The sequence below is a fragment of the Neorhizobium sp. LMR1-1-1.1 genome, from assembly GCF_040675795.1.
In the GTDB taxonomy this organism is placed as follows: domain Bacteria; phylum Pseudomonadota; class Alphaproteobacteria; order Rhizobiales; family Rhizobiaceae; genus Neorhizobium; species Neorhizobium cellulosilyticum.
In genome coordinates this window covers 1-24,465 of record NZ_JBEGHE010000001.1, presented here as the reverse complement: position 1 = coordinate 24,465, position 24,465 = coordinate 1, and the positions used below count along the sequence as shown (strand labels likewise).

Genomic DNA, 24,465 nt, shown 5'->3' with positions numbered 1-24,465 from the left:
CGGCCATGATCATCACCGCCGCCGAACTCATCAAGCTGCTGCCCGAAGGCCGCCTCGTGCCCGTCGACGTGCGTCCGGAAGCGGCATGGCGCGAAGCCACCATTCCCGGCGCAGTGAGCCTCAATGTCTATGATTACTTCATTCCCGAAAGTGACGAGGCGGGCATAACCGGCATGGCCGCCGGCGCTCGCGAAGCCTTCGACCGGCTGGGCCTCGGCGGCGATCGCATTCCCGTCTTTTTCGAGGAACAGACCGGCATGATTTCGCCACGCGGCCTCTGGTTCTATGAACTCGTGGGCCTCAAGGGCGGCCTCATCCTCGATGGCGGCATCCAGGCATGGAAGGCAGAAGGCGGCGAAACGACTTCAGGAATAGGGTTGCCGGACGTCATCGCGCAATCCGAGACAAAAGGCCTAAGCTTCCACCGCGAACTCGTCGCCTCGACCGAGGACGTGCTGAACCACGCGGATCACAACGCCGATATCTTCGATGTCCGCCGAAAGACGGAATTCGAAGGCACCTTCCACCACGCCTGCTGCGCCCGTCCGGGCCGCATCCCGCATTCGCATTTCGCCTTTTACGAGGATGTGCTGAAGGACGGTAAATACCGCCCGGCCGAAGAAATCCGCCGGATCGCCGAAGAAGCCGGCCTGTCGCCGGATCGCGAGATCATCACCTATTGCCACCGCGGCGCACGCGCGGCGACCGCACTTTACGGCCTGAAACTCGCAGGTTTCGACAAGCTGAAAATCTATGTCGGTTCATGGCATGAATGGGCTGGCAACGCCGCCCTGCCGATCGAAATCGGCCCGGCCGAAGAAGTCTGACCCGCGTCAAGCCGGGCTGACAACGCGGCCCGGCAAACGGCACCGGATCTCAGTAACAATCTTCGACGGTGTAATGGACCGGGATTTCGGCAATGCTCGCCGTCTTCGGCAGTTCGAGAACCATATGCACGATCGTGGCGATATCTTCCTGCTGGGTCAGCTCGGCACTATCCCGGCTTGCCAGCGCATTGCCCATGTCGGTCGCAACGAAACTCGGGCAGATAATCGTCGAACGAACACCATTTTCCTTGCCGCATTGGCGCAGGCCATGCCCGAGCGCCACGGCCGCGAATTTCGACATCGCATAAAGCCCGGAGCCCGCCGATTTTACCCGCTTGCCCGAAAGCGATGCCAGCGTCACGATCCGCCCGTTCGGTGCCTTTTCGAGATGCGGCCACGCCAATTGGCTCAGCCGCATCGGCGACTTGACGTTGATATTGAAGATCAGGTCAAAATCGTCGTCGCCGGCCTCAAGCACGGTCTTCGGCGTCATGATCCCGGCATTATGCACCAGACCGTCGAGGCGGCCGAAACGGGCGATCGTCTCTTCCATCCATGACCGTTCACTCTCGGGATCCAGCGCATCGAAACGGCAGACAAGCGCGTTCGCATTGTCCTTGAATGCGGAAGCCTCCGGGCTTCTCACCCCAAGGCTCACCGCCCAGCCTTCGGAAAGCAGCTTTTCAGCAATCGAGGCACCGATGCCGCGCGATGCGCCGCTGATCATTGCCACACGGTTCGACACTGTCATTCTTTCATCCCCTGCGGATTCACGTTACGCCGCAGCAGCGACATTGCCCCACTCGTCGCCCCAGGACTGCACGAAATGTCCCGGTGAGACCTCCACATAAACTCGCTTCGGCGGAACATAGGAGAGCGACCGGACAGGGCTCTTGATCTCCTCATTGCTCAAACCACGGCGAATGCCGCGACGGGCCGGGTCCGGAATGGGAACGGCAGCGAGAAGCCGCTTGGTATAGGGATGCTGCGGGTTTTCGAAGATCGCCTGTCGCGGACCGATCTCAACGATCTCGCCGAGGTACATCACGGCAACCCGATGGCTCATCCGCTCCACCACCGCCATGTCATGGGAGATGAACAGGTAGGAAAGCCCCATGCTTTCCTGCAGGTCGAGCATCAGGTTGATCACCTGCGCCTTGATCGACACGTCGAGCGCCGACACGGCCTCGTCCGCCACGATGATCTGCGGCGCCATGGCAAGCGCACGAGCAATGCACAGGCGCTGCCGCTGTCCGCCGGAAAACTCATGCGGAAAACGGCTGGCCATATCCGGCTGCAAGCCGACCTTCACCATCAAGTCCGCCACCCGATCACGGGCGTCGCCCTTGCCGGATGCAATCTTGTGCGCCAGCAGTGGTTCGGCCACCGCATCGCCGACCTGGATGCGTGGATTGAGGCTGGCGAACGGGTCCTGGAAAATCATCTGGATATGCCGGCGCATGGCGCGCATGTCCTCACCCGTCAGGCCGAGTATCTCCTTGCCGTCAAGCTTCACCGAACCGGACGTCGCATCCTGCAAACGGATGATCGTGCGGCCGGTCGTCGATTTGCCACAACCGGACTCGCCGACAAGCGCCAGAGTTTCTCCGGCTTTGAGATCGAAGGAGACGCTCTCGACGGCGTGGACACGCCCCGATGTGGAACCGAGAAACCCGCTGCCGATATCGAAACGCGTTACCAGATCGCGGACCTGCAGAAGCGGTATCGGCTCGGCGGACACGGTGTCCTTCACCTGTGGCATCGCAACCGGCACGCCCGTCTCGACATCCACGAGCGGAAAACGTGCGGGACCTGCCTCGCCCTGCATCGAGCCGAGCTTGGGCACGGCGGAGAGAAGTGCCTTGGTATATCCCCGCTGCGGCTCGGCAAAAATCTGCTCGGTCTCACCGCGCTCGATCGCTTCGCCCTTGTACATGACAAGCGTCCGGTTGGCGATTTCGGCAACCACGCCCATGTCATGGGTGATGAAGAGAACGGCCATGCCCTCTTCTTCCTGCAACAGCTTGATCAGTTCGAGGATCTGCGCCTGGATCGTCACGTCGAGCGCCGTCGTCGGCTCGTCGGCGATCAGCAGTTTCGGGCGGCAGGCAAGCGCCATGGCGATCATGATGCGCTGGCGCATGCCGCCGGACATCTGATGCGGATATTCTTCGAGGCGCTTGGCGGCGGAAGGAATCCGCACCTTTTCCAAGAGACCGCGCGTCTCCTTCATCGCGTCGGTCAGGGAGAGGCCGCGATGCGCAACCAGCACTTCGGAAATCTGGTCGCCGATCGTCAGCGACGGATTGAGGCTTGTCATCGGCTCCTGAAAAATCATCGCGATCCGATCGCCGCGAACGTCGCGCATCCTGCGCTCCGGCAGCGTCGTCAGTTCCTGACCCTCAAGCTTCACGGAACCTTCGATACGGCAGCTTTCGGGCGCATAGAGCCGCATGATCGACATGGCAGTTACACTCTTGCCGGAACCGGATTCGCCCACCAGCGCCAGTGTCTCGCCCGCATAGATATCGAAGGACACGTCGCGCACGACGGGAAGCCAGACACCCTTGCGGCGGAAGGAGGTTTTCAGGCCCGACACGGTCATCACAGGTGCGCTCATGGACGGGTCCTTTTTCTCTAAAACTGGGGTCCGTGGCAATAATTTGCCTCTTTATATTGCATGCCACAAATGAAAGCATCTTGCCAGCATCGATATAGGATATATTATATATCCATTGATCATTGCTGGTCGCATCCGACCTGCCGCATCCCGTGATTCAAGAGGAAATCTGCATGAAACTCGAAGCGATCCCCAGGCTCTCCCTTGGCTATCTGCCGACGCCGATCGAGAAGATGGAACGCCTGAGCGCCGAGCTTGGCATTTCGCTTTCGGTCAAGCGGGACGACTTCACCGGCTTCGGCGGCGGCGGCAACAAGGTGCGCAAGCTCGAATACCTGATGGCCGATGCCGTCGCCCAGGGTGTCAAGGTGCTCATCACCACCGGCGGCCACCAGTCCAACCACGCCCGCATGACGGCTGCTGCCGCTCGCAAATATGGCATGAAGCCTATTCTCGTTCTGCGCGGCAACCGCCCGGATCTTTATCAGGGCAATCTCCTGCTCGATCACCTCTTTGGCGCCGAGATCGATTTCCTCGATCCCGATGCTTATTTCACGCAGATCAACCCGCGCATGGAGCACCATGCCGCCGAGGCAGAGGCGCGTGGCGAGAAGGCCTATATCATCCCGCTTGGCGGTGCGAGCGCACTCGGCGCCATGGGTTACGTCAACGCGGTCAAGGAACTCTCCGAACAATATGCAGCCGCTGGCACGCCCGCCCCGCGTTATCTCGTTGCCCCGGTCGGTTCGGGTGGCACGCTTGCCGGCCTGCATATCGGCTGCTCGCTTTACTGGCCGGAAACGGAAGTCGTCGGCATCGCCGTCACCGGCAGCGCCGTTCCCTTCAGCGAACGTATCGCCGTCATGGCCAATGCCGGCGCGGAACTTCTCGACCTCGAAAAGCGCTGGATCGCCGACGATATCCGCATCGAGAACGACTATATCGGTCCCGGTTACTCCATTCCGTCGGATGCAGGCAATGCCGCGATCAAGCTCGCCGGCAATCGCGAAGGCATGCTTCTCGATCCCGTCTACACCGGCAAGGCCTTCGCCGGCATCATCGGTTGCGTCGAGAAGGGCAGCATCGAGAAGGGCAGCTCCGTTCTCTTCGTCCATTGCGGCGGCTCCCCTGCCCTCTTCCCCTATGCCGGCCTGCTGACCAGCGATCTCGCTGGCTGAAACAAAGCCAGCAGACCGGACCTAATGCCGGACACCCCTCCCCAACTAAACCTCCCATATTGCCCGAACGCATATGGGAGGTCTTTTTTGTAGTGACGGGAGAGACAGACCGTCCGTTCCTTAAGCGGCAATCGCCAGCTTCGGGCGAAGTCTTGAAATGTTGAACGGCGCAGGGTCGACCAGCGTATCGCCAGCCATGACGATATCGGCCATCAGATGGCCGGCACCCGGTCCGATGCCGAACCCGTGGCCGGAGAAGCCCGAGGCGATGAAAAAACCCGGCGTCGACGGCACATCGCTGATCACCGGAACGGCATCCGGCGTCACATCCATCATGCCAGCCCATTCGTTGACGACACGCGCCTTGGCAAAGGCCGGATAGGCGCGCGCTAGATTGGCGAGTGCCTTGCGATTGAAGGATTTCGTCGGCAGCGGATCGAGCGTACGGATCGTCTCGAAGGCCGTCTTTTCATCCAGCTGCCAGCGTCTAGGCATCACCAGCTCATCGACGAAGGATTTGCCGACACGCAATTTCAGCTCCCGCCATGTCTGCACGAAGGACGGCATGTATTCGAAGAACAGGCGAAAACTGTCCGGCACGATATTGGCGATATTGGCATTGCGCAGCGCGACCGAATAATCACCATCCAGACGCTTTCTGTAGGCGAAGTCACCGGCGCCGACCGGCATGTCGGAAATGCCCTCGATACCTGTCACGCGGGCGACCGTGCCCATCACCTTCAGCTGCGGAAAATCGATGCCCATATTGCCGGCAAACAGCCGCGACCAGACACCGCCCGCCAGCACCACCGACGAGCAGGTGATCCGGCCACGTTCCGTCACGACGGCGGAGATCCGGCCGGCCGAACGTTCGACGCCACGCGCAGCACATTGCGTCAGGATGTGAGCGCCGGCGCGTCTCGCCGCATTCGCCATGGCAACCGTCGCCAGTGCCGGTTCGGCCCGTCCATCGCTCGGCGTGTGCAGACCACCGATAAGACCGCCCGACGAACCCGGCAGCAGCGCCTCGGTCTGCGGGCCGGTCAGCATTTCGGAGTTCAGGCCGTAAGCCTTGCCCTTTTCATACCAGCCACCCCAGATTTCCATGTCGCGCTTGTTGTAGCAGAGATAGGTGATGCCGGTGCGCCGCCAGCCGGTTTCCTCGCCGGTGCGCTCGTTCATCTGCGACCACAATCGAAGGCTTGCCATTGTCAGCGGAATTTCCGCCGGATCGCGGCCCATCTGGCGTGTCCAGCCCCAGTTGCGGGCCGATTGCTCGCCACCGATCACGCCCTTTTCGACCACCGCTACGGAGACACCGCGCTCCGCCAGCGTCAGCGCTGTGTTGATGCCGATAATACCGCCGCCGATGACGACGACATCGGCATGCGCCGGCAATTCGGCATCGCCTTGAAAGGGGGAAACGGGAATGGAGAGTGACATGGCTTTTGCCTCAATGGTCTATTTGAAAACTCAGGCGGCCCATTCCGGGCCGACCTCCTGCACGAGGTGACCGGGCGACACTTCGCGATAGGTGCGCGTAGGCACTATATAGTCGCCGGCGCGCACCGGGCTGCGGATCTCGCTGTCGGCAATCTTGTGGCGATCACTCCGCCGCGACGGATCGGGAACCGGCACGGCCTCGATGAGACGACGCGTGTAAGGATGAACAGGATTGGAGAATATCGCCGCCCGTGGCCCGATCTCGACGATCTCACCCAGATACATCACCGCCACCCGGTGGCTGATCCGCTCGACCACGGCCATGTCATGGCTGATGAAGATGAAGCCAAGCTGCATTTCCTGCTGCAATTCCAGAAGCAGGTTGACCACCTGCGCCTTCACCGAAACGTCGAGAGCCGATACCGCCTCGTCGGCAATGATCACGCTCGGCTTCAGCGCCAGCGTGCGGGCGACGCAGATGCGCTGCCGCTGGCCGCCGGAAAACTCGTGCGGATAACGCTTGGCAATCTCCGGCGACAGGCCGACACGGGTGAGCAGCGAGGCGGCAATCTCGTCCTGCTCCTTCTCCGTTGCCAGTTTGTGGATGCGCAGCGGCTCGGTAATCGCCCGGCCGACTGTCAGGCGCGGGTTGAGGCTGGCGAAAGGATCCTGGAAAATCATCTGCACCGAGCGGCTAAGCGATTGCCGCGTGTCGCTGCGCATCGGCTTGCCGCAGATTTCCACCTTGCCCGCCGTCGGATGTAAGAGACCGGTGATCAGCTTGCCGGTCGTGGATTTTCCGCTTCCGGATTCACCGACGATCGCCAGCGTTTCCCCGCGCGCAAGCGTCAGGCTGACATTCTCGACCGCATGCACACGCGCGGTCACCTTGCCGAAAATCGTTTGCTGCACCGGAAAACGAACCGACAGGTCCTTCACATCGAGCAGAACTTCCGATGTATCGACGGTGGATTGCAACACCGAAGCCTCGGCAGCAAGGCCGGTATTGATATCGTAGATGGCAAAAGGCTGCGGATCGTTTGAACCGCTCATCGATCCCAGCTGCGGCACGGCGGAAAGCAGCGCCTTGGTATAGGGATGCCGGGCATTGGCAAAGATCTCGGTCGTCGTCCCCTCTTCCACCACGTCGCCGCGATACATCACCACCATGCGGTCGGCAACTTCGGCAACAACCCCCATGTCATGGGTGATGAAGAGAACGGCCATGCCTTCTTCTTCCTGCAATTCCTTGATCAGGTTCAATACCTGCGCCTGGATCGTCACATCGAGTGCCGTCGTCGGCTCGTCTGCGATCAGCAGCGCCGGTTTGCAGGCAAGCGCGATGGCGATCATCACGCGCTGGCGCATGCCGCCGGAAAACTGGTGCGGATATTCACCGTACCGGCGCGCGGCAGACGGGATATGCACCTTTTCCATCAGCCGGATCGCTTCCGCTCTGGCCTCCGCTTTCGAAATACCGCGATGGGCGATGATGGATTCGGCAATCTGCTCGCCGATGCACATGGTCGGGTTGAGCGAGGTCATCGGCTCCTGAAAGATCATGGCGATATCATTGCCGCGCAGCGCCTTCAGGTCTTTCGGCGAAAGGGAGAGAAGCTCCTTGTCTCCCAGCCGGATCGAGCCTTCGATCCGAGTCGACTGCTGCGGCAACAGGCCGAGCACGGACAGTGCAGTGACGCTCTTGCCCGAACCGGATTCACCGACGATCGCGACGGTCTCACCCGGTGCGATATCGAAGCCGAGATCGCGCACGACCGAGGTCCATCCGTCCTTGTTGCGAAAGGATATGTTTAGACCGGAAATCGACAGGCCGGGCTTTGTTGTGGTTTCGGCTATCGACATCACTGCCCCCTGATCTTGCTGAATTTCGGATCGAGCCTGTCACGCAGGTCGTCACAGAAGGCATTGAGAATGAGGATCATCGCCGTCAGTGCAGCACAGGGCCAGACCAGCAGCATCGGCGCCTGCGCCAGTGTCGCGCGCCCGGTGCCGATCATCAGCCCGAGCGACGGCGCCGGCGGCAAAACGCCAAGTCCGAGGAAGGACAGGCCGGATTCGAGAACCACGGTCACTGCGACCGTGAACGAAAACTGGACGATCAGAGGACCAGCGATATTCGGCAGGATGGTGGAAAACATAACCCGAGCGTTGCTCGCGCCCATGCTGCGCACGGCCTCGACATAATCCTGCGAACGGACGGACAGCACGCTGGCATGCGCGACGCGTGTAAAGCTCGGTACAAAGACGATCGCCAGCACCGGAATGAGCGTCACCGGCCCCGGCCCGTAAAGCGTCACAGCCAGCATGGCGAGCAGCAGCGGCGGAAAGCAGAGCACGATATCGATAATCCGCATCGCCAGCATTTCGGTCAGCCCGCGGGAATAACCGGCCAGAACACCGAGCGCCGTGCCGATGAAGCCCGCCAGAATGGCGGCGGCAAAGGCGACGATCAGCGAGTTTCTGAGCGCGAAGATAAGGCGGACGAGAATATCGCGCCCAAATTCATCCTGACCGAACAGATGTGCGGCCGAGGGACCGGCAAAGCGGGCCGCAGTATCCATCAGCAACGGGTCCTGCAGCGGCAGAACGGGAGCGAGAAGACTGACGACGAGCAACAGGGCCAGAAGATAGGCCGGGATCTGGCGTGGCGTGAATTTCAAGGAGGTTCCGGTCATTTGCGCACCCGCGGATCAGTCAGGCCGTAGAGAACGTCGACCAGGAAGTTGAGGCCGATGAAAAGCGCCGAGATCACCAGAATGACGCCAGTCACGGTCGGATAGTCACGGGCATTGACGCCGCTGACCAGCATTCCCGACAGCCCCGGCCAGTTGAACACATATTCGACAAGCACGGTGCCACCGAGCAGCGAGCCGATCTGCAGCGCGAAAATGGTGATGACGGGGATCAGCGCATTGCGAAGGATGTGGTGCAGTACGATACGGCGATCGCCCAACCCTTTTGCACGGGCGGTGCGCACATAATCGAGCGGCAGCACTTCCAGCGTCGAGGCACGGGTGATCCGGAAAACGATTGCAGCAAGACCGATCCCGATTGAAAGCGACGGCATCAGAAGCAGCAGCATGTGTTTGCCCGGCGCCTGCGAAAATGCCACGAAACCGCCTGCCGGCGTCAGCTTCAGCATCTGCGAGAAGACGAGAATGAGAAGCGTACCGAGCACGAAAACCGGAATGCCTTGGGCAAAGCCCGCCACATAGGATGCAGCCCGATCGAACGACTTGCCGGTGTGAAGTGCTGCATAGATACCGGCCGGAATTCCGATGACGAGGCTGATCAGCGCAGCAAGCCCGATCAGTTCCAGCGTACGCGGCAGCCGGCGCGCGATCTCCGCCGAAACGGAACTGTCGTCGACCATTGAACGCCCGAGATCGAAGGAGGCAAGGCCCTTCAGCTTCTCCACATACTGCTCGACGATCGGGCGGTTCAGCCCGAGATCCTCGCGGATCATCTGCACGGTTGCCGGATCGGCCGAACCGCCATCCTGCGACAGAAGCAGTTCGACGGGGTCACCGGGAACGAAGTGGATGGACATGAAGACCAAAGTCACGATCACCCATAACATGATCAGACTGGCAATCCCGCGTCTCAGAAACCAGAACATATAGCCCCTATTCTCTTTTCGTCACGGCAAAGGCCGCCGCAATCATGCGACCAGAGCCAATGCCATTACCGCTTCCACCTGCTTTTGACACAGGCGGAAGCGCTGGGGGAGATGGTGTCAGGCAAGCGCCAGCTTGTCGAACAGCGTTGCCGAGAACGGCGACATCTGGTCCGGCAGCAGTTCGAGATTGCCGACAGTCTTGTTGCGGGCAAAACCCGTCGCGCGATAAGCGAGGCCGCAGAAGCTGGTATTGTCGCAGACGAGCTTGTCGACTTCGGCATAAAGCGCGATACGCTTGGCCTCGTCGCCTTCCTGGCGACCGCGCTGCAAGAGGTCGGAAAGGCCCGGAACCTCGAAATTGCGGCTGCGAAGGAAGGTCTGGGTCAGCGACGGATCGATGACCGTTGCTGCCGCATCCGGATCGAGCGTGTCGATACCTATGCCCTGAACCGCAAAATCTCCGATGCCGCGATTGCCCATCGTTACACGGGTTGCCCAGTCCGGCATGGTCAGGTTCACCTTGATGCCGATTTCGGCCAGATGCGACTGGACCAGCACGGCAATGCCGGAATGCATCGTGTATTGCGAGGTGGCCAGAAGCGAGACCTCAAGACCGTTCTCGTGGCCGGCCTCCTTCAGCAGGGCCTTTGCCTTTGCCGGGTCGTAAGACCAGTAATTGGCCAGTTCCTTGTTGTAATAGGGCGAGACCGACGGGCGGGGAACGCCGGCAAGCGGAGCACCACGGCCATAGAAGACGGTGTTGACGATTTCCTCGCGGCGAATGCCGAAGGCAACAGCCTGGCGCAGCTTCGGATCCTTGAACACGCCTGAACCGTTGAAGCTCAGATACATGAACGCACCGGAGGCCATAGCGTCGAGCTTCAGATTGGAGTCCTTGTCGATCGTGTCCATCGCGCTCCACGGCACGTAATCGATCAGGTCGACATCGCCGGCAGTGAGTGCCGCAACGCGCAGGTTCTCGTCCGCGTAAGGGGTGATCTGCACATCCTTGAAGGAGGGCAGGCCTTCCTTGAAATAATGTTCCGAGGCGGTGAGCGAGATGCCTACGCCCTTTTCGGCGGAAACGATGGTGAAGGGTCCGGCACCGATGCCCTGTTCCTGGGCGTCGGTGGAACCGGCCGCAATGATGGCGAGGAAGGGATAGGCCATGACGGAGGGAATGGTCACGTCAGGCGCCTTGGTAACCAGCTTGAAGTTGCGGTCGTCGACAATCTCGATCGAGGCGATCTGGGTCACCGGATCGCGCATATAGGCGCCGGAGCCCTCGGCTGCGATCTTTTCCAGCGTCCACTTCACGTCGGCCGAGGTGACCGGCTGGCCGTTGGAGAATTTCACATCCTTGAGCACGAATGCCCAGGTCAGATCATTCTCCCGCGTCCAGCTTTCCGCCAGTTCGCCGACCAGTTGCCCTTTCGCATCATAGGTGACGAGATTGCGGTTGATCAGCGCCGAAACGAGCTGCCCCGCATAACCGACATTGATCCAAGGGCGGAAATGCGACGGATAGGTGGACAGACCGATCCGCAATGTCTTGGCTGCCGGAGCAGCAAGAAGCTGACTGGGAAGTGCTGCGGCGGCGCTGGATATGGCGAGATATTTCAGGAGATCTCGGCGATTAACAATCATAGCAGTTCCCTCTTTTATGATCTGTCTGTTTCTGGCTTCAAGGCACGCGCGCATGTCTTCATGCTTTCGCAGATGCCTTGCTATCAAGCATCAACCTGTCTTGCCGCGCTCCCTGCACCATCCATTCCACCCGATGACGAAGCTGCGGCATTGAGAAAATCCGAAAGGCTTGCGGCCAATGGTTTCTGTTGGCTCAAGCTAAGGACCAGAAATGAAAATCGTCAAGCGCAATTCCAATAAAAGGGCCAAATAATTATCAATGATCCGATTATAGGAATATAACGGACCAATTACAGCTGACACTCATCAAAAATATCCACTTTATTCCGTTAATCGGACCATAAAATATTTGATGGTCCATTTATTGGAATTTAGTTGACAGTTTTTTTCTTCGGTTCTTACATGAAGCCACCTCGGGGCAACACGGCCTCAAAACAAGAAGGGGAACTTCATGGTCTGGCGCATTGGCGTGGATTCCGGCGGTACGTTTACCGATGTATGTCTGTTTGAAGAGACCACCGGCGAGGTGAAGATCTGGAAAGTCTCGTCCACTCCGGACGATCCGTCCCGCGGTATCACGCAAGGGGTGGAAGAAGGTATCCGCGAGGTCGGAACCACCGCTGCCGATGTTGCCTTCCTCGGCCACGGCACGACCGTTGCCACCAACGCGCTCATTCAGGGCCGTGGCGTCGAGACCGGCCTGATTACCACCGACGGTTTCCGCGATCTTCTCGAAATCGGCCGCCAGAAGCGCCCCGACCTCTACGATATCCAGGCCGACAAGCCCGATACGCTGGTCAGCCGCGATCTGCGCATCGGCGTCAAGGAGCGCGTCCTGTCGAATGGCGAAACAGAAACCTCGCTCGACGAGGAAGAATTTCGCGCGGCCGTTCGCGAGCTGAAGAAGGCCGGCGTCAAGTCGGTCGCCGTCTGCTTCCTCTACAGCTTTTTGAATTCCGAACATGAGGCAATCGCCGGCCGCATCCTCGAGGAAGAGTTCCCGGAAGCCTTCTCCGCACTGTCGCACAGAATAGCCCCGGAATTCCGCGAGTTCGAGCGCCTGTCGACCACAGTCGTCAATGCCTATCTCGGCCCGGTGATGAAGGGTTATGTCAATGCACTCAGCGGCAAGCTGAAAGACCTCGGCATTTCCGTCGCCCCGCAGCTGACGCAGTCCAACGGCGGCGTCATCGGTTTTGATGCGGCAGCCGATCTGCCGGTCCGCACCGTGCTTTCCGGCCCGAGCACCGGCGTCGTCGCCGCACAGGCGATCGGCCGCATGACCGGTATCGAGAACCTGATCACCTTCGATATGGGCGGCACGTCGAGTGACGTGGCGCTTTTGGCCGGCGGCAAATGCCAGGTCGTCAACGAATCCGTCGTGCACGGTTATCCGATCAAGGCGCCGATGCTCGACATCCACACGGTCGGCGCCGGCGGCGGTTCGATCGCCTATGTCGACAATGGCGGCTTCCTCAAGGTCGGCCCTCGCAGCGCCGGTGCCAATCCCGGCCCCTCCTGCTACGGTCTCGGAAACCCGGAACCGACGGTGACGGACGCCAACGTGCTTCTGCAGACGCAGAACCCGAAATACCTGCTGAACGGCCGGATGAAGATCGATCAGGAACTTTCGCGCGCGGCCATTCAGACGCTGGCCGACAAGCTCGGCATGGGCGTTCTGGAAACGGCAAACGGCATTCTCGATATCGTCGCCGCCAACATGGCCAAGGCCATCCGCGTCATCAGCGTGCAGCGCGGCCACGATCCGCGCGAATACACCATGGTTGCCTTCGGTGGTGCCGGTCCGGTTCACGCCGCGCGTCTGGCAAAAGAACTCGGCATGAAGCGCATCCTCATTCCCCGCACGCCCGGCGTCCTTTGCGCCCTCGGCCTGCTGATGACCGACCTGCGCACGGACTTCTCCTCCACTCAGCTGACCCGTCTCGACGAGGCAAGCGCTGACGGCATCGGTGAAATCTACGCAGCCCTCGAGGCCAAAGCCTATGCCTGGTTTGAGAGCGAAGGCATTGCCCCGCTGGCGCAGCAGATCGCCCGCACGGTCGATGTCCGTTACGCCGGCCAGAACTACGAGATCTCCGTCCCGGTCCCGGCAGGTCCGGTCACCGCCGCAACCTTTGCTGCGATCGAGGAAGCCTTCCTCAACGCCCATCGCCAGCTCTACGGCTTCATCGCCGAAGGTGAGCCGGTGCAGATGGTGACCTTCCGCCTGGCCGCAAGCGGCCTTGTCGAAAAGGCACAGTTCCAGCCGGCAGAAATCGAAGGCCCGGATTCCTCTGCGGCGATCACCGGCTCGCGCGAGGTCTGGATGATGGAAGCCGGCGGTTTCGTCACCGCGACGCTTTATGACCGCGCCAGGCTGAAAGCCGGCAACGTCGTCCAAGGCCCCGCGATCATCGACCAGATGGATACCACCACCGTCGTGCTGATGGATACGACCGCGACCGTCGATGCCTATCTCAATCTCATGCTTGAGGCGAAGTGATGCTGAACGTCAATCAGGAACAAACCACGGCCATCAACCCGATTACCGTTGAAGTGATTGCCAGCGCTTTTGCTTCGACCGTCGAGGAAATGGGCGAAGCGCTCGTCCGCGCCAGCTATTCCACCAATATCAAGGAGCGGCGCGACTGCTCGACGGCGCTCTTCGATGCCAATGGCGCAATGTTGTGCCAGGCCGAGCACATCCCCATGCATCTCGGCAGCTTCATCGGCTTCATTCCCTATGTGATGAAGACGCCGGGTCTGGAAAACATCAAGCCCGGCGACATCTTCATCGGCAACGACGCCTATGAAGGCGGCGGCACCCACCTGCCCGATATCGTCATGGCGTCGCCGATTTTCGTCGAGAACCGGCTTGTCGCATGGGCCATCAACACCGCCCACCATTCCGACTTCGCCGATCGCGGCCACGCCCATATCTACCAGGAGGGGCTGCGCATTCCGCCGGTCCGACTCTACAGGGAAGGCGTGTTGCAGGAAGATATCCAGCGCCTCTTCCTGCTCAACTGCCAGGTTCCGCATGAGCGCGTTTCCGACCTTCGCGCCCAGATGGCGGCAAACCGCCTCGGCATCACCCGTCTCAACGAACTCTGCGAGAAATACGGTCTCGACACGGTTCTCGCCGCAGGTGCGGAGTTGATGAACTATGCAGAGCGCAAAATGCGCCTCGGCATTGCCTCCATCCCAGACGGCACCTATTCCTTCAAGGATCGTTTCGACAGCGAAGCGCTTGTGGGCGAGCTGGAATTCGGCGTGACGATCGAGGTCAGGGGCGATGAAATGCATCTCGATTTCGTCAGCCCGCCGCAGGTCCGCGCCGGCCTCAACGTCGTCTATACCGCGCTTCTGGCCACCGTCTATTACGCGGTAAAGTCGATCGTCGATCCGACCATCCTGCCGAATGCCGGCCTTGCCCGCCCGATCCATGTAACGGCGGAGGAAGGCAGCCTGCTGCGTTGCGGCCATCCGGCAGCCGTCGATGGCCGCATCACCGCCTGCCAGCGTGTCGTCGATCTGGTCCACGGCGCCTTCGCCCAGGTCATCCCGCACCGGGTCACCGCCGCCTCCAACGGCTCTGTCGGCGTCGCGAGCTTCAACGGCACAAGGCCCGACAAAAGCCTCTGGGTCTATCTCGAAACCATCGGCGGCGGTTCCGGCGCGCGCTGGAACAAGGATGGCCTGGATGGCGTGCATGTGCACATGACCAATACCTCCAACCTGCCCGTCGAAGCGCTGGAGAACGAATACCCGATCACGCTTCTGCGTTATGAACTGGTGGATGGTTCCGGTGGTGCCGGCACGTTCCGCGGCGGCATGGGCCTTCGCCGTGTCTATCGGGCTGAAGACGATTGCCGCGTGCAGGTCATGGGCTCCCGCCTGATCTCCGCCCCCTGGGGCATCGATGGCGGTCTCGAAGGCGCACGCGGCTACTTCTCGCTGAACGGCAACCGCGACGTCTTCGTCGATGGTTCTGTCGATCTCAAGGCCGGTGACCTCCTTGAAATCGTCACGCCCGGCGCCGGTGGCTACGGAGCCCCCGCCGGCCGCGGAAAGACCGAAGTCGAACGCGACGTGCGTGAGGGACGTCTGACCGTAGGCGAAGCCGCATCGCTTTACAGCTGACCTCGCCTCGGTTGCGTTTCACCCGGAATTGACAAGCCGGGTGGAAACGTTTCACAGCTTGAACCCGTATCGGCCTGCACTGTCGAAGAATTGCAGGCCGATACATCGCCTTTGGAGGACGTTGATTGAGCGTTGAAAAGAAATCGTCGAGCAACGTCATGCGCGCAGCCGAAATCCTCATGGCGCTTGGCGATGCAAATCCTCCAGGGCTGACCCTATCCGACCTCGCGACGCAGCTGGACGATGCCAAATCCGCCGTTCACCGGGCGCTTGTCGCACTCGGTCAGTTCGGCCTTGTCGAGCAATCCGGGCGACGCGGCGCCTACCGCCTTGGTCCCGGCATCTATGCGCTGGCCAACAAGTCGCACAGCATCAACGACATGGTGAACTTTTATCGCCCTGCGCTGATCAGCATCAGCGCCGAAACCGGGCTGTCGAGCTACCTCATGGTGCGCTCGGGGCTGGATTCCGTCTGTCTTGATTTTGCCCTCGGCACCCTTCCCATGCAGGCGCTCTTCGAGGGTGTCGGAGGCCGCCTGCCGCTCGGCGTCGGCCTGGGTGGCGTCTGCGTCCTGGCGCAGATGGACGAAGCCGCCCGCGACCGGATCATCGAGATCAATGCCGAACGTTACGGGCCGTGGGGTGTGGACGTCGATACCGTGATGCAGGAAATCACCATGCTGAAGACTGAAGGCTATGTCTTCGGCACGCGCAAACATGGCGGCGGCGGCGAGATCAAGACGATCGCCTTCCCTGCCGAAAAGGCAAACACCTTCAACAGCCAGGCCGCGATCTCGCTTCTTTTGCCGAATGACACAGGTATTGCCGATCTTAAAGCGCTGATGAGAAGCCTGCAAAGACATCTGGACTAACCGGCCCGCGGGAAAACCAGCTGCCGATAAGCCTCCAGCGGACACATTACGCCGTCGAGCCTTCAACCACGAGCGAATTGACCCAGGCACTCCGAGAGTTGCTTTATCTGCGTGATTTTCCGCCCACAACCCACTCGACGTCTGGCTGCTCCACGCGAATTTTACAACAGTGCATAAGATTACTCCGATAACGGGTATTCCGGTGTCAGGAAGCATTTTACAGGCGTTTCAAGCGCCGTTGCGCGCATCAGAACATCAGCGAATTGCGTCCATCCTCTGCCCGGATCAAGGGAAGCGGTTGCCTTGACGGTCTCAGATAAAAGCCGATCCGTATTGGTGGCATAGCTACCACACCACACGCCCGCGATGACCAGGCAAAATTAATCAACCATAAATTGATTTTCCGCATGTTTACGCGTCAATATTTCTGGCACTCAGTTGGACGCTGATCGAGGAGTGTCGTGTGTCACGATCTGCATCCAAGCGGCTCGACGACCGGATACGCGCGCCTGCGAAATGGCAGTAGATCGACCATAGGCGAAAGAAGTGCCGATGCTGTTTGGAAAATTGCACGCCGACATATTCACGGTGTTCTCAGGCTCCAACAGACATATCTATGAGAACGTCATCGCCAAAATTTACGAGCGTTTTTATCAGGCCGACCTGTATTTTCCCAGTCAGAACGACTTGCTCACGCTGATCTACGATCAATTGGCGGAACAGCCTCACCTGTGGAGAGATGACGAAAGACCTATCGTGCTGGATCAGCTTGCAACGGGAAGAGGCCGCCGGATCCGGCGGCGCCGCAACGAGAAAGCCGATTCGATCGCCAGCAGCGACGCTATGATGCGAGCTCGGCATATCTATTACCGCCTTATAGCAACCGGCTGGCTTGAGCCGATCCACTATGGTTTGAAGATCACCGTCGACATGCCACCCGGTGCAATGCGCCTTGCGGAATTCCTGAGTGGCTTGACTGCCGGCGTTTCGGAACAGCTCGGCGGCCTGGTGGTGCAGGTAAAAACCAACCTCGACCATCTGCAACTGAACGCCCGTGAAAATGCGCTGGGTCTGCACAAGGCCGCACGCGATGCCGCCTCTTTCGGACGATACATGCGCAGCGTCCTGTCGGCCCTGCGCGAAATCGACAAACAGGTCGTTGCCAGCGAAAACATCAGCGACCGCCTCAAGCACTATTTCGAAGATTTCGTCGAGCGGGTTCTGCTGCAGGACTATGCCGCAATAACGACAACCTCTCATCCATACCGCTATCGTTACAGAATTATCGAGGCACTCAACACGCTTGAGGATAACATCGCGGATATCGGAGCGATCGCGGATGCCTATCTGGAAGCGCGTCTTTCAACCGAGATTGCCAGTGCCCGCGAACTGGTTCACGACGACCTGCAGCGTATCCGCAACGTCTTCGACCAGATAGAAGATGCTTTCGAAGCCATTCAGCAGCATCGGGCAAGACTTGAGACCCGATTGCGCAATACCGTGCGATATGCCGGACGCCGCAGCGGCGGCTTTCTTCTTCGCAGCAGCTCGGTCCTGCTCCGGCTCGACAAACTGATTGCCGCAGGCAGGGCAGAGGCCACGATACCGGGCATGATCGAGCCTCGCCTGCCGCCTCTCTCGCCTTTTCTTCTCGCCCGCCCGCGCAATGCGCGCCAGCCGATTGTCAGCGACGTACTGGCGCTTCCGCCGGTCGATCCAGTCTGGGAACTGAGAAAACATCTCGAACGTATTTATATGCAAAGGCTGGCCGTCAGACCCGAACAGGTCATGCATTTCCTCGAAAGTCGAGTATCCGCGATTGGTGAAACCCGGGCCAGCCGCTTCCGGATCGACACGATCGACGATTTCCTGGCTTTCGAGGCACTACGTTTGATCGCCCATTCGAATGCGCCGGAAAAGCCGAGCGACAATCCATTGGCCAATCTCCTTGCTACCCGGTTCATTCTCACACCGGTGGCCGATGCAATCGTCGACAATGACTGGCTGCAATGCGCGGACTTCAGCGTTGCCCGCACCCGCTCCAACACATACCGGGAAAACTGAGATGCTCATCGAATTCCGTAATCTGGGTGAACGCGACCCGAAACGTCTGGAGCGCGTCACCCATGTGATCAATCACTTGCTGCGCCATCAGTTCTTTCATCTCGACGACCGCGGCGCGCCCGGCATGATGGAGACGCTCCTGCGGCCGGACATTGAAAAACTCGTGGCAAGCTATTTCGAAGTCGCGGGTTATCGCCTCGTGGTGCGCGACATAGAAGGCTGGGCCGGCATTCTTCCCGATACGGAAGTCATCACCGGCCCGCGGATGCGAATTGACGAGACGCTGGTTCTTCTCCTCATGCGCCGGCTTTGGGGCGAAGGCGATCTCGGAAAATACGGAAACATGCTGACAACGCTCAACGAGGCTTACGACGCCTATCAGGACATGGTGGGCGGCAGCCGCAGGCCTGCGCTGGGAATAACCGAATTCAGAAATCTCGTACAATCCCTCGAAAGACGGGCGATCGTCAGGCTTGGCGAATATGATGACGAAGCGCATGACATGCCCCTCACTATCCGGGCTCTCGTCGACACGGTGAGTGGCACGCAGCACCTGACTGGCGTCGAACAACTCCTGTCTGGTCCGGATTTTCAGGACAATGACGAAGAACTTTCCGAGGAAGACAAGGATGCCGCCGAATGATGCAGCTCAGCCGTATCTCGCTGGTGCAATGGCACCTCTTCCACAGAGAAGACCTCGACATTTCCGGCAATAGTGCAATTCTCGGCCAGAACACGTCGGGAAAATCGACGCTGATCGACCTTATCCAGGCCGTCATGGCCGGGGGCTCCACTCGCTACTATCGTTTCAACCGCTCTGCGGGCGAAACCGGCAGCAGCCGATCGGAACGGACCTTGCGCGGTTACTGCCTGGGACAGCTGAATGAACACCACGTCCTTCGCGAGCAATCCGTCACCCATATAGCGCTCGTCTTCGATGATCCCGATGGCCTGCGCAAACCCGTCAGCATAGGGCTTTGCATAGAGGCATCGGCCACCGAGGATGCCCAGGTCGTCGGCCGTTATGTCGCCCAGGGAGTCCGTGTTCACACCGATATGCTGATCGAGGATTTGCCCGACGGGCAACAAAGATCGGCATCTTGGCCACTTGTCCGCTCAAGGCTTGAACAGGCCTGCGCGGAACAGGGAACCACGCTTCTCAGACCGGACGTCGCGCGCAATTTCATCCGCGAATATATGCGCCTTCTTTTTACCGGCCGCCGGCACGGCGATCCGGAACGTTTCATCCGCGCTTTCATAACCGCCCTGTCTTTCGAAGAGATGCGGTCGGTTGAGGATTTCGTGCGACGTTTCCTACTGGAAAAGGATGACATCGACATCGGTGAATTGCGGGAATCGATCCAGCGATACCGCGATATCCAGAAGGACATCCACGAACTGGAGCGACGCCTTGAAGCGTTGCGCATCATGCAGAAGCTGGTTGGCGAATATGTGGTCCTGCTCGAACAGGAAGATATTGCCCGTGGTGTCGAAAGGCTGGCGGGACTCATCGAATCCGGTGCGGCATTTGTTGCAAAACTTCGCACACTCCGCCGGATGACTGTCGAGCTTGAACACGTGGGGTCGGAAATCACCCGCCTTGATGACGAACACAAACTGCTTGTCGAAGACGAGGAAATCCTTCAGGCGCAAATCGCCGCACAGGACGTGACCTCGCAGAAATCCTTGCTGACCGCAGGACTCAGGTTGAAGGAACAGGCCCGCTCTGCCACGGCGACCCGGCTGCAACAACGGTTTGTGGATACGATACGCGCGGTATCCCTTCTCGATTATCGCGAAAAGCTGGCGCCCCTGAAACTCGGGCGGTTATTCGAGACACTCGACACCATTCGCCTGAAAACCGGAGATCACAGCCCACCCGCATGGCCCCGTAACCCGACAGAAATGGAGCATCTGATCGAAGCCGCCAGAGCGCAGGCGGGTTCGAGCCAGACCAAGTTGCTGGAGCGGCGCGACGAGGCAATCACCTGGCGCAAGAACCTCGAGACAGAGCTGAAAGGGTTACAGGACCGATTGCAGGACGCACGCTCGGGCCAGGTGCCGCTGGAGGCGGCGACGGCGAGACTTATCAGCGCCTTGCAAAGAGAGGGCATGCGTCCACGCGCCCTGTGCCAAGTCACCGAAATCATCGACGAAAACTGGCGTTATGCCGCGGAGGCATTGCTTGCCCGCGACCGCGAAGCCATCATCGTCGATCCGGAACATGCCGCGCGCGCTGTCGAAATCCTGCGGGCCGACAGAAACGGTTTCCGCGGCTGCCGCGTCATCAACACGCGACGTCTTGCAACAAGGACACTGGAAGCACAACCCGGCTCGCTTGCAGGCGTCATGAAGAGCGACGATCCGCTTGCAGCCGCCTTCATCGATTTCCGTATTGGAAAAGTGCGCCTTGCCCATACCCAGTCAGAGCTCATGGACGGCGGCCGTGCCATCATGAAGGACGGCACCTATAACAATGATATAGTCGTGGAAGTCCTGCATGCTCAGGGCGGCCTGAAGATCGGCCGTGCTGCAGCGCCGCTGATGCAGGAGGATCTTGCAAGACAGGTCCAGGAGCAGCGCGGGCTGATCGACAATCATGTTCAGAACGAGAAGTTCTATGACGACCTGGCAAGGCGGCTGGAGGCCTTGATGCAACCGGTCGAGGCTGCCGACCAATTGGAAAGCCTCGCTTCTGAAATCAACCAGCTTGATGAAAAACGTGCAGATCTGCAGCAACAGATCGATCGGGTCGTGTCGAGCATAGATCCGGCTCTCAGGGCTGCTCTTGAACAGATAAGCAGAGATTGCGAAACGTCCGGGACGACAGAAGTGAATGCCTGGTAAAACGCGGCCAGCTCACGGCCGGTCTGACAGAAATACGCCTTACGCTCGGTGGTGTTGGAAACCAGCTTGGATCACGGGCCCATTTTTCAATGCGCCGCGACCTCTTTCGCCAGAGAATTCGAAATCGCGCCCAACTCGCCGCACTTCGGGAAACATATCTTGCCCAGCGCCCCAAAATCCTTGCCAACGTCATAACGGATATGAGGAAACGCGCGGAAGACACAAAGGACGAAGCTCGCGCCTGCGAAGGAGAGCTGCGCGATGCTCTTACACATTATCGGCTGAACTTCGATAACACCGCGCCGTTGATCGGACCTGCGACCATCTCGACCGAGATCAGGGCCTGGATCGAAACCAATACCGCAATGCTGGAGGCAAACGAGCTGATCCGCTACAGGCAGCAGGCGGATGAAGCAGCAAGCCAGATCAGCCGCCTTCTGCGAACAGCTTTCGTGCAAGAACTCAACAACCGCTTCAACAAGCTGGCCGGCGAACTCGACACGCTTGCCCGGGCGCTGAAATCCCGCCCCTTCAATCACGAGATCTATACGCTGAATGCCCGTCCGAAGCCTGAACTATCGGGCCTTTATCAGCTGGCACAGGCAAGTCAAGATGACGAGAGCGTCTTCGAATCCCTGTTCAGCCATGAAGCGCCGCGCGACCAGCAACATGCACAAGCCCTGGCAGAGGTCGAAAGGCTGTTGAACGACGAGACTCTGGATTTCACCGTCTACCAGGATTACCGGAACTATTATTCGTTCGACCTGACGACACGCAACATCGAGACGGGTCTGCAAACCAGCTACGAACGCCGCAAGGGTACGGCAAGCGGCGCAGAGCGCCAGGTGCCCTATTACGTCATCATTGGTGCGGCACTGGCAAGTATCTACCATAGCGCAGGTCGACACACCGAACGGGCGGATTTCGGGCTTGGACTTGCCGTTTTTGATGAAGCATTCAGCAAGATGGATGGTCCAAACCAGCGCACCCTGCTCGGCTTCTACAGCGATATCGGCCTGCAGGTCGTGATTGCGGCGCCGTCGGAAAAACGTGCCGTCGTTTACGAAAACATGGACAGTATCGCCGACGTCTTTCGTCACGGCAATGCGGCAACGACCGAGTTCATCCGGATCAAAACCTATGCGCAGGACCTTATGCGTGCCGGCAATCCACAATACATGACCGACGCCCAGCTGGCTGACCGAATAAAGGCCAGCAGCTCGGAACTTCCTGCCGGCCTGGATACGGGCACATGAAACACATAAGCTTCGGGGATGCCGGCAAGCTTCTCGCAAACCTGCTCGACCGGTATGAGGCAAAACCGGGTGTGGCAGCTCTCTTCGGTTATGCAAACGAAGCAGCCTTTTCGAGCGTGGAGGCGCGTGATCGTTTCATCGAGACACTCCGCAAGGCCGAGAAGCTGGGGGCGGTGAAACTGGAGAATGCAAGAGCTTCCGCCGACATGGCCCTGCGGATCAGGCTTGTCGATGTAGACGTCCTCTATCGTCATCTTGGCCGGGTGCCTTCCCACCATCAGGTCCATACCCTGCTGACCGATTTCTACGAGCTTCCGAACCTGCCCGAAACGGCGCGGGAGGTGCTCGACGAAATCGGCGCGGCCTGGTCACGTAATGTCCGGAAATTCGGGATCATGCCGAATGATACGGCGAACCTGAAGGATGTGTTGCTGCTTGCTCGCGGTTTACAGGAACGGGCAAGCGACCCGGCCGCTGTCGCAATCGATTTCCGCAGCTTTTGCCGTTCCGTCAATACCGGCAGCAAGGCGCTCGACCATCTGGCCGCAAGCGTGGTCGCCATCCATTCTCGCCTCTATCCCGGTCAGCGAACACCCGAAAGCCTCGACACGAACGAGGCTCTGGCCACATTCGGCGTTTCGCGAATGCCGCAGCCGCTTCAGCTCAGCGGACCGATCGCAATCGATGGAGTAATACTGCCGCCGCTGTCCTATTACGGTTTTCCTCCCGATCAGGCCGCGACGATCGGGCTTTCCCATGCTGTCGACTATGTCCTGACGATCGAAAACTACACATCCTTCATTCGCCATGCCCGTGAATGCAACGGTAGCCAGAAAGGCCTTGTCCTCTACACCGCCGGCTTCCCCGCCCGTAGCCATCTCCGGCAAATCATTCGCCTTTGTCACGAAGCCGGTACCGCCTGCTACCACTGGGGCGATCTCGATGCAGGCGGGGTGCGGATCTTCAGGCATATCGAAAAAGCATTGCAGGCGCAGGGCGTGCAATTGCAGCCGCATCTGATGGACGCTGCTATTCTTACACAATATGGTGTCGCTGCGGTGGGCAGGTCCCCCCTCCCTCCGCAAGGTGCCTCCGGCAGTGCAATTGAACATCTATGGTGCGCGCTGAGGGAAACCGGGCTGGTTCGCGAGCAGGAAAGCCTATCACCTCGTTTGCCGGGATAAGGGGGCGTTTGACACATTGCCGCTAACTTCGCGGTCTATTTCGGCAACAGGATATTCTCATCAACATAGAAAGCCTTGATGCAGAACCCTAAGCCGAAGCGGAGGCTGACTGGAAGATGCTACAAGTTTGTTTTTGTTGCTGTGGCAGGGCGTTGAGGTTTTTTGTCCCCGATCCTCGGTGACTGTCGTGTTATTCTTGTCGTCGGCGGAGTACAGTGACCGTTTACCAAAACAAAAAAGCCGCCTTGAGGGCGGCATTTTTGTTTGGTTGCGGGGGCAGGATTTGAACCTGCGGCCTTCAGGTTATGAGCCTGACGAGCTACCGGGCTGCTCCACCCCGCGCCAAGCGTAAATCCCTTTGGGATTTATCGCGACTACGCCAACGATTAATCGTTGGCGGACTGTGCCGGAGCAAAACCGTTATGTTTTGTCTCCTGTAAGGGGCGCACCGGCTTGCGCCTGTGAGCGATCCTTCATTGGTTTTGTCCTGCAAAGACCTTTAAACGACAAAGGGCCGCTTAGGCGGCCCAATTGGATGTTCGGCTTGGGCCGAGGAGTGTCGAGAAGATTGATTGTTACATTGCCTTTAGAAGACCTGGCAGCGACCTACTCTCCCACGTCTTGAGACGGAGTACCATTGGCGCAGGGGCGTTTCACGGCCGTGTTCGGAATGGGAACGGGTGCGGCCGCCCCGCCATGACCACCAGGTCATCTAAGGGCAATGTGAAGAGAAGCTGGTTCACT

General features: G+C 59.5%; 17 protein-coding genes, 1 tRNA gene and 1 rRNA gene. 10 read left to right on the top strand and 9 right to left on the bottom strand.

The features are described 5' to 3' along the window. Positions 1 to 5: 5 nt before the first annotated feature. Positions 6 to 827 carry a rhodanese-like domain-containing protein gene (locus MRBLMR1_RS00095; protein ID WP_148145238.1) on the top strand — a complete coding sequence of 274 codons (822 nt, stop codon included), beginning with the start codon at positions 6 to 8 and terminating at the stop codon, positions 825 to 827. Between the two features lie 49 nt (positions 828 to 876). On the opposite strand, the gene MRBLMR1_RS00090 is transcribed toward MRBLMR1_RS00095, so the two are convergent. After that, positions 877 to 1,578 carry an SDR family NAD(P)-dependent oxidoreductase gene (locus MRBLMR1_RS00090; protein ID WP_148145239.1) on the bottom strand — a complete coding sequence of 234 codons (702 nt, stop codon included), beginning with the start codon at positions 1,576 to 1,578 and terminating at the stop codon, positions 877 to 879. 24 nt (positions 1,579 to 1,602) lie between these two features. Next, a complete protein-coding gene (locus MRBLMR1_RS00085; protein WP_148145240.1) occupies positions 1,603 to 3,447 on the bottom strand; it encodes an ABC transporter ATP-binding protein in 1,845 nt (614 codons plus the stop codon). Between the two features lie 173 nt (positions 3,448 to 3,620). Between MRBLMR1_RS00085 and MRBLMR1_RS00080 the strand changes: the two genes are divergently transcribed. Next, positions 3,621 to 4,625, top strand: coding sequence for a D-cysteine desulfhydrase family protein (locus MRBLMR1_RS00080; protein ID WP_148145241.1), 1,005 nt, complete (start codon positions 3,621 to 3,623; stop codon positions 4,623 to 4,625). Positions 4,626 to 4,745: 120 nt separating this feature from the next. On the opposite strand, the gene MRBLMR1_RS00075 is transcribed toward MRBLMR1_RS00080, so the two are convergent. From MRBLMR1_RS00075 to MRBLMR1_RS00055, 5 genes are all read right to left on the bottom strand, one after another. After that, entirely contained in the window at positions 4,746 to 6,068 is a 1,323-nt protein-coding gene (locus tag MRBLMR1_RS00075; protein ID WP_148145242.1) for an NAD(P)/FAD-dependent oxidoreductase, read from the bottom strand. Positions 6,069 to 6,098: 30 nt separating this feature from the next. Further along, positions 6,099 to 7,931 (bottom strand): ABC transporter ATP-binding protein, encoded by a 1,833-nt coding sequence (locus tag MRBLMR1_RS00070; RefSeq protein ID WP_183685293.1) that lies wholly within the window; start codon positions 7,929 to 7,931, stop codon positions 6,099 to 6,101. Beyond that, positions 7,931 to 8,764, bottom strand: coding sequence for an ABC transporter permease (locus tag MRBLMR1_RS00065; RefSeq protein ID WP_183685294.1), 834 nt, complete (start codon positions 8,762 to 8,764; stop codon positions 7,931 to 7,933). Before MRBLMR1_RS00065 ends, MRBLMR1_RS00070 begins: the two co-directional genes overlap by 1 nt. Next, on the bottom strand, positions 8,761 to 9,708 hold the full coding sequence (locus MRBLMR1_RS00060; protein WP_148145243.1) for an ABC transporter permease: 948 nt from the start codon (positions 9,706 to 9,708) through the stop codon (positions 8,761 to 8,763). Before MRBLMR1_RS00060 ends, MRBLMR1_RS00065 begins: the two co-directional genes overlap by 4 nt. A 117-nt stretch (positions 9,709 to 9,825) precedes the next feature. Next, positions 9,826 to 11,355, bottom strand: a complete 1,530-nt coding sequence (locus MRBLMR1_RS00055) for an ABC transporter substrate-binding protein (RefSeq protein ID WP_148145244.1) — start codon at positions 11,353 to 11,355, stop codon at positions 9,826 to 9,828. Between the two features lie 451 nt (positions 11,356 to 11,806). Here MRBLMR1_RS00055 and MRBLMR1_RS00050 point away from each other — a divergent pair, with 451 nt between their 5' ends. The 8 genes from MRBLMR1_RS00050 to MRBLMR1_RS00015 all read left to right on the top strand — a co-directional run bounded on the left by MRBLMR1_RS00050 (position 11,807) and on the right by MRBLMR1_RS00015 (position 23,721). Then, entirely contained in the window at positions 11,807 to 13,858 is a 2,052-nt protein-coding gene (locus MRBLMR1_RS00050; RefSeq protein ID WP_148145245.1) for a hydantoinase/oxoprolinase family protein, read from the top strand. Continuing rightward, a complete protein-coding gene (locus MRBLMR1_RS00045; RefSeq protein ID WP_148145246.1) occupies positions 13,858 to 15,498 on the top strand; it encodes a hydantoinase B/oxoprolinase family protein in 1,641 nt (546 codons plus the stop codon). The genes MRBLMR1_RS00050 and MRBLMR1_RS00045 overlap by 1 nt, the downstream gene beginning before the upstream one ends. Positions 15,499 to 15,623: 125 nt before the next feature. Then, positions 15,624 to 16,370 carry a helix-turn-helix domain-containing protein gene (locus MRBLMR1_RS00040; RefSeq protein WP_148145247.1) on the top strand — a complete coding sequence of 249 codons (747 nt, stop codon included), beginning with the start codon at positions 15,624 to 15,626 and terminating at the stop codon, positions 16,368 to 16,370. Positions 16,371 to 16,922: 552 nt separating this feature from the next. Further along, positions 16,923 to 18,434: a Wadjet anti-phage system protein JetA family protein gene (locus MRBLMR1_RS00035; protein WP_183685295.1), complete on the top strand. Its 1,512-nt coding sequence runs from the start codon at positions 16,923 to 16,925 to the stop codon at positions 18,432 to 18,434. 1 nt (position 18,435) lies between these two features. After that, positions 18,436 to 19,077 (top strand): DUF4194 domain-containing protein, encoded by a 642-nt coding sequence (locus tag MRBLMR1_RS00030; RefSeq protein WP_148145249.1) that lies wholly within the window; start codon positions 18,436 to 18,438, stop codon positions 19,075 to 19,077. Beyond that, positions 19,074 to 21,281, top strand: coding sequence for an ATP-binding protein (locus MRBLMR1_RS00025; protein ID WP_500063365.1), 2,208 nt, complete (start codon positions 19,074 to 19,076; stop codon positions 21,279 to 21,281). Before MRBLMR1_RS00030 ends, MRBLMR1_RS00025 begins: the two co-directional genes overlap by 4 nt. Positions 21,282 to 21,370: 89 nt before the next feature. Next, a complete protein-coding gene (locus MRBLMR1_RS00020) occupies positions 21,371 to 22,537 on the top strand; it encodes an SbcC/MukB-like Walker B domain-containing protein (protein WP_500063363.1) in 1,167 nt (388 codons plus the stop codon). Continuing rightward, positions 22,534 to 23,721, top strand: coding sequence for a Wadjet anti-phage system protein JetD domain-containing protein (locus MRBLMR1_RS00015; RefSeq protein ID WP_500063361.1), 1,188 nt, complete (start codon positions 22,534 to 22,536; stop codon positions 23,719 to 23,721). The genes MRBLMR1_RS00020 and MRBLMR1_RS00015 overlap by 4 nt, the downstream gene beginning before the upstream one ends. A gap of 265 nt (positions 23,722 to 23,986) precedes the next feature. On the opposite strand, the gene MRBLMR1_RS00010 is transcribed toward MRBLMR1_RS00015, so the two are convergent. After that, a tRNA-Met gene (locus MRBLMR1_RS00010) sits at positions 23,987 to 24,063 on the bottom strand. A gap of 251 nt (positions 24,064 to 24,314) precedes the next feature. Next, positions 24,315 to 24,429 (bottom strand): 5S ribosomal RNA (gene rrf, locus MRBLMR1_RS00005). Positions 24,430 to 24,465: the final 36 nt, after the last annotated feature.

Bases quoted from the DNA above. Each gene is read 5' to 3' on its own strand.
- MRBLMR1_RS00095 (WP_148145238.1), top strand. From the start codon at position 6: ATGATCATCACCGCCGCCGAACTCATCAAGCTGCTGCCCGAAGGCCGC.
- MRBLMR1_RS00090 (WP_148145239.1), bottom strand. From the start codon at position 1,578: ATGACAGTGTCGAACCGTGTGGCAATGATCAGCGGCGCATCGCGCGGC.
- MRBLMR1_RS00085 (WP_148145240.1), bottom strand. From the start codon at position 3,447: ATGAGCGCACCTGTGATGACCGTGTCGGGCCTGAAAACCTCCTTCCGC.
- MRBLMR1_RS00080 (WP_148145241.1), top strand. From the start codon at position 3,621: ATGAAACTCGAAGCGATCCCCAGGCTCTCCCTTGGCTATCTGCCGACG.
- MRBLMR1_RS00075 (WP_148145242.1), bottom strand. From the start codon at position 6,068: ATGTCACTCTCCATTCCCGTTTCCCCCTTTCAAGGCGATGCCGAATTG.
- MRBLMR1_RS00070 (WP_183685293.1), bottom strand. From the start codon at position 7,931: ATGTCGATAGCCGAAACCACAACAAAGCCCGGCCTGTCGATTTCCGGT.
- MRBLMR1_RS00065 (WP_183685294.1), bottom strand. From the start codon at position 8,764: ATGACCGGAACCTCCTTGAAATTCACGCCACGCCAGATCCCGGCCTAT.
- MRBLMR1_RS00060 (WP_148145243.1), bottom strand. From the start codon at position 9,708: ATGTTCTGGTTTCTGAGACGCGGGATTGCCAGTCTGATCATGTTATGG.
- MRBLMR1_RS00055 (WP_148145244.1), bottom strand. From the start codon at position 11,355: ATGATTGTTAATCGCCGAGATCTCCTGAAATATCTCGCCATATCCAGC.
- MRBLMR1_RS00050 (WP_148145245.1), top strand. From the start codon at position 11,807: ATGGTCTGGCGCATTGGCGTGGATTCCGGCGGTACGTTTACCGATGTA.
- MRBLMR1_RS00045 (WP_148145246.1), top strand. From the start codon at position 13,858: ATGCTGAACGTCAATCAGGAACAAACCACGGCCATCAACCCGATTACC.
- MRBLMR1_RS00035 (WP_183685295.1), top strand. From the start codon at position 16,923: ATGCTGTTTGGAAAATTGCACGCCGACATATTCACGGTGTTCTCAGGC.
- MRBLMR1_RS00030 (WP_148145249.1), top strand. From the start codon at position 18,436: ATGCTCATCGAATTCCGTAATCTGGGTGAACGCGACCCGAAACGTCTG.
- MRBLMR1_RS00025 (WP_500063365.1), top strand. From the start codon at position 19,074: ATGATGCAGCTCAGCCGTATCTCGCTGGTGCAATGGCACCTCTTCCAC.
- MRBLMR1_RS00020 (WP_500063363.1), top strand. From the start codon at position 21,371: ATGCGCCGCGACCTCTTTCGCCAGAGAATTCGAAATCGCGCCCAACTC.
- MRBLMR1_RS00015 (WP_500063361.1), top strand. From the start codon at position 22,534: ATGAAACACATAAGCTTCGGGGATGCCGGCAAGCTTCTCGCAAACCTG.